This window comes from Lautropia mirabilis, assembly GCF_900637555.1.
Lineage (GTDB): Bacteria > Pseudomonadota > Gammaproteobacteria > Burkholderiales > Burkholderiaceae_E > Lautropia > Lautropia mirabilis.
Genome location: NZ_LR134378.1, coordinates 1 through 5,000, shown reverse-complemented (window position 1 = coordinate 5,000; position 5,000 = coordinate 1). Strand labels below are relative to the sequence as shown.

The 5,000-nt window shown below is 56.9% G+C and carries 2 protein-coding genes and 2 rRNA genes (1 of these 4 running past the window's edge); 2 read left to right on the top strand and 2 right to left on the bottom strand.

Features of this window, described 5'->3' with window-relative positions:
- Together EL249_RS00020 and rrf are read left to right on the top strand one after the other, a co-directional pair.
- Nucleotides 1-1,825 (top strand): 23S ribosomal RNA (locus EL249_RS00020) (it extends 1,047 nt beyond the left edge of the window).
- A 201-nt stretch (nucleotides 1,826-2,026) separates the two neighbouring features.
- Nucleotides 2,027-2,139: ribosomal RNA gene (rrf, locus tag EL249_RS00015) — 5S ribosomal RNA — on the top strand.
- A gap of 149 nt (nucleotides 2,140-2,288) precedes the next feature.
- Here the strand turns inward: rrf and EL249_RS13815 are convergent.
- A complete protein-coding gene (locus tag EL249_RS13815) occupies nucleotides 2,289-2,783 on the bottom strand; it encodes a response regulator transcription factor (protein ID WP_269471753.1) in 495 nt (164 codons plus the stop codon).
- 177 nt (nucleotides 2,784-2,960) lie between these two features.
- Nucleotides 2,961-3,212 (bottom strand): response regulator transcription factor, encoded by a 252-nt coding sequence (locus tag EL249_RS13070; protein ID WP_170169587.1) that lies wholly within the window; start codon nucleotides 3,210-3,212, stop codon nucleotides 2,961-2,963.
- Between the last annotated feature and the right edge of the window lie 1,788 nt (nucleotides 3,213-5,000).

Genomic DNA, 5,000 nt, shown 5'->3' with positions numbered 1-5,000 from the left:
GATGTTGGCTTAGAAGCAGCCATCATTTAAAGAAAGCGTAATAGCTCACTGATCGAGTCGTCCTGCGCGGAAGATGTAACGGGGCTAAGCCATGCACCGAAGCTTAGGCTGCACTCTTTGAGTGCGGGGTAGGGGAGCGTTCTGTAAGCCTGTGAAGGTGTCTCGTAAGGGATGCTGGAGGTATCAGAAGTGCGAATGCTGACATGAGTAGCGTTAAAGCGGGTGAAAAGCCCGCTCGCCGTAAGCGCAAGGTTTCCTACGCAACGTTCATCGGCGTAGGGTGAGTCGGCCCCTAAGGTGAGGGCGAAAGCCATAGCTGATGGGAAGCTGGTTAATATTCCAGCACCGATTTCTAGTGCGATGGGGGGACGGATCGTGGAAGGTTGTCCGGGTGTTGGAAGTCCCGGTTCCTGACCTGTAGGTGTCTGGTAGGTAAATCCGCCAGGCGTATGCCGAGGGGTTGGGACGAGCGAGCTTGCTCGCGAAGCAACTGGAAGTGGTTCCAAGAAAAGCCTCTAAGCTTCAGCTAGAAACGACCGTACCGCAAACCAACACTGGTGCGCGAGATGAGTATTCTCAGGCGCTTGAGAGAACTCGGGAGAAGGAACTCGGCAAATTGACACCGTAACTTCGGAAGAAGGTGTGCCTTGGTAGCTTGAGTGTGAACAACACAAGGGCAAAGAGGTTGCAAAGAATAGGTGGCTGCGACTGTTTATTAAAAACACAGCACTCTGCAAACACGAAAGTGGACGTATAGGGTGTGACGCCTGCCCGGTGCCGGAAGGTTAAGTGATGGGGTGCAAGCTCTTGATCGAAGCCCCGGTAAACGGCGGCCGTAACTATAACGGTCCTAAGGTAGCGAAATTCCTTGTCGGGTAAGTTCCGACCTGCACGAATGGCGTAACGATGGCCACACTGTCTCCTCCGAGACTCAGCGAAGTTGAAATGTTTGTGATGATGCAATCTCCCCGCAGCTAGACGGAAAGACCCCATGAACCTTTACTGTAGCTTTGCATTGGATTGCGAACCGACTTGTGTAGGATAGGTGGGAGGCTTTGAAGTCAGGACGCCAGTCTTGATGGAGCCATCCTTGAAATACCACCCTGGTTTGTTCGCGGTTCTAACCTAGGCCCGTCATCCGGGCCGGAGACAGTGCATGGTGGGCAGTTTGACTGGGGCGGTCTCCTCCTAAAGAGTAACGGAGGAGTTCGAAGGTACGCTTGGTACGGTCGGACATCGTGCCTAAGTGCAATGGCAAAAGCGTGCTTAACTGCGAGACTGACAAGTCGAGCAGGTGCGAAAGCAGGACATAGTGATCCGGTGGTTCTGTATGGAAGGGCCATCGCTCAACGGATAAAAGGTACTCTGGGGATAACAGGCTGATACCGCCCAAGAGTTCATATCGACGGCGGTGTTTGGCACCTCGATGTCGGCTCATCTCATCCTGGGCTGTAGCCGGTCCCAAGGGTATGGCTGTTCGCCATTTAAAGAGGTACGTGAGCTGGGTTTAAAACGTCGTGAGACAGTTTGGTCCCTATCTGCTGTGGGCGTTGGAGATTTGACGGGGGCTGCTCCTAGTACGAGAGGACCGGAGTGGACACACCTCTGGTGTACCTGTTGTCACGCCAGTGGCATCGCAGGGTAGCTAAGTGTGGAAGAGATAACCGCTGAAAGCATCTAAGCGGGAAACTTGCCTGAAGATGAGATCTCCCTGGGGACTCGATCCCCTGAAGGGTCGTCCAAGACCAGGACGTTGATAGCCGGGTGTGGAAGCGCAGTAATGCGTGCAGCTAACCGGTACTAATTGCCCGTGAGGCTTGACCCTATAGTTTTGCGAGATCCAGCATGCTGCTGGGCCGCCATCAGTTGACTCGACATGACTCTGCACGCAGACTCGTTCGAGACTCAGTCACATCGTCGTCGGAAACCATGGACTCCTCATGAAACTTCCGATACACTCGTCGACTCCTATCAGACACGGCAGCAAGCCTTGGCAACTCGCTAGGCTCGCCGCCAACAAGCTTTGTCTGACGACCATAGCGAAGTGGAACCACTCCTTCCCATCCCGAACAGGAACGTGAAACGCTTTTGCGCCGATGATAGTGGGCCCGCGCCCGTGAAAGTAGGACATCGTCAGACACCCTATTCATGAAAAAGCCCGTACATCGTACGGGCTTTTTTTTTCGTCTGTATGTCTCCTACGCCCCTCTCAATTAGTCCTCTGTATCTCATACGCCCCCTTCACATTCTGTTTGTCTCTTTCTGTATGTCTCCTTCGCCAGCCTGTTTTAAGTCAGCGGCGTAACTCCGAGGCGCGCTCCCGTCGGCGGTGCCCTTGTCTCCCCCTGTTTCTTGCATGGCTCCCACGTCCGTTTGGACGTGGGCCGTTTGCCGCGTTTTGCCTGCTCACCTTCGATCTGTTCTGCGCTGTCAGGACGTTGCGATGTCTTCGAACTGGATCCCGAGCGCATGGCTGCCATGGCGACTTGCGCACGCGAGGAGATGCCCAGGATGCGAAGGATGCTGCTGACGTGGACCTTGACCGTTCCTTCTGCCAATCCCAGTTCTCTGCAGATGCTCTTGTTTGGCAGACCCAGCATCATGAGCCGAAGCACGCTGCGTTGGCGTTCACTCAGGCCCAGATGGCGCCCGTCCCGGTATTCACGGTGCGGTTGTGCAGGAGCGGTATTGCTGCCCGGATATACCGCAGGTTGAACACGCAGCCCTTGGGGTGCATTCGCTTTGGGGATACTGAGATGGTCCTGGAACTCAGGACGAACCACTGCGGCATGTGATGCAGGCGCGGATCCGCTTCCGGATTTGGGATCGTTGCTATTGCGGGCCAGCCGGATGGCAGTCCGGAGGCAGTCAGTGATGGGTTGGGTATCCGCGTTTTTCAGGACCAGTCCCAGAGTGCCGGCACTTGGCACGCATGGGTCACTGCTGATCTGCCCGTTCGATCATTGCGACGATGGGGAGACCGGGCATTTCCGGCGGAATGTGTCCAGCGTGACGGTTCCGGTTGCGTCGGGCAGCTGGAGATCCAGGAGGGTCAGCAACGGCTGCTGCCCGCTATGAACATAGCGGATGGCTTCTTCTAGCGAGGAGGCGGCGATGATGATCAGGTTTTCATCGATCGACTCCAGGATGGAGCGAAGGGATTTGCGGATCAGGGGCTGGTCATCGACCAGGAGTACATTCTGAGCGTTCATTTCAGTCTCCTCCTTCCGTCCGCAGGCACTGAGTTGGTGTCTGTTCGGGATAGAAGAGTTCCGGGTAGAGAGAAAAAAGGGGTTGTCGAGGTTGCAGGTGCTACGGAGTGCTGCTTGGGAGTCACGCGTTGTGCGTGATCCGTTGGGATGCATTGTTGCTGTTCGCAACGGTTTGGCGTGGTCATAGTTCACGTCCTTCATGCAGACGATTCATGACACGGACGCATGTGGCTACTTTGTGACTTATGTCCGAATCCGGTGTTCTGTTTGCTGAAACACGCGCCGCTCTCGCCTGCGAGGAGGCGGCCTTCCGCTGCTGAAGGTTCGCCGCTTGGTAGGGGAGATCTGCTCATGGTGTCTGGCTCCAGGAAGATGTTTGAGCCGCGTGGGGCGGTGCATCTAGTCTGTATCGGAGGCGGGCGGGATGGGGTGACGCCATCCATTGGGTGGCTGCTTGGCCTATGCTGAAAGGAGGTGGTGCTGTTGATGTGATCCTCCTTGGGGGGCAGCCAGGTTGTGAGGCTGGGCGGTGTGTGCGTCGCTCCCTTGGGTACTAGCCCCCTTGGGGCTCGGGCTATCAGGGCGCTCTGACTCTCAGGGGATCTCTCAGGGGATCTCCCAGGGGATCTCCCAGGGATCTCCCAGGGGAGCTCTCAGGGGGAGCTCTCAGGGGGAGCTCTCAGGGGGAGCTCTCAGGGGCTGGCTCCTCAGGGCTTGCGGTCGAGGTAGGGCGAAGTGCGGAGACCCAGGGGACGCAAGGGCCAGTGGCAGCGTGGGGAGAAGCTGTTCATCTGCCGCCAGAGGGATGCGTCACTGCACGTGGGAGCTACTGGAATGTGTGGCCAGGTGATTTGGATCTGCTTCGGCTCATGGAGCCTACCGGGGCCCGCTTATCGCAGTACGGCAATGGTTGCCGTTATAAAGGCAAAAGGCGTTTTGTTATTTGCAAGTGCTGTTGTCGCACCTTCTGTGGCTGCTGGTTCGGAGTGTCCGTGTTTCAGGGGGCGGAGGACTGTTCTGCTGGGTTTGCGTTCCCCGGACACATACCGACAGTTTCCATGCCGGGCAAAAAAATGGACACCTCCTTGGGGCGGTGTCCATAAAAGTGCTATTTCCAGAGGACATTCTGAGTCCTGGTTCTGCAGGCTGCGGGGCCTGCTGAGCAGGGCTCGGAGTCCCGGGAGCCAGTCCCCGGCAAGAGGGGCTCCCGTGGAGCTATGAAACCATGGGAAGGTGCCAAGTGGCTGTCCGACAGACCGATGGGTTCTGGGGGCGGCCCAACGGTACTCATCTGGTGTTCATTTGTTCATGGGATCAGTTGCTTGGTCACGGCGTATCTGTTCATTGGTGCATCTGGTATCCACAATCTGGACATTCAGGCTCCACCCCAGTATCCGAGAGCCGAGATAGGGGATAGTGAGAGTGAGGCAGCGGGGGCAGTGGGAAAGGCAGGAAAGGCAGGAAAGGCAGGAAAGGCAGGAAAGGCAGGAAGACAGGGAAGACAGGGGAAGACAGGGAAGACAGGGAAGACAGGGAAGACAGGGAAGACAGGGCAAGAGGAGGTAGCAGGGATTGGGGGATATCGAGGGCAGCTTAGCCGCACGACGGCTCATTGACTCATTGGGGCCGGGGGCATCCGATCATTCTTGAGGGGCAGGCTTTCTCCTGTAGGTCTGGGTTGAAGGCCGGATTGAGGGCTGACTTGAGGGCTGACTTGAGGGCTGACTTGAGGGCCGGCCCATGATGGACCGGCCTGGTGTGGACGGATTAGCGGTGCAGGAATGCTTC

Bases quoted from the DNA above. Each gene is read 5' to 3' on its own strand.
- EL249_RS13070 (WP_170169587.1), bottom strand. From the start codon at position 3,212: ATGAACGCTCAGAATGTACTCCTGGTCGATGACCAGCCCCTGATCCGC.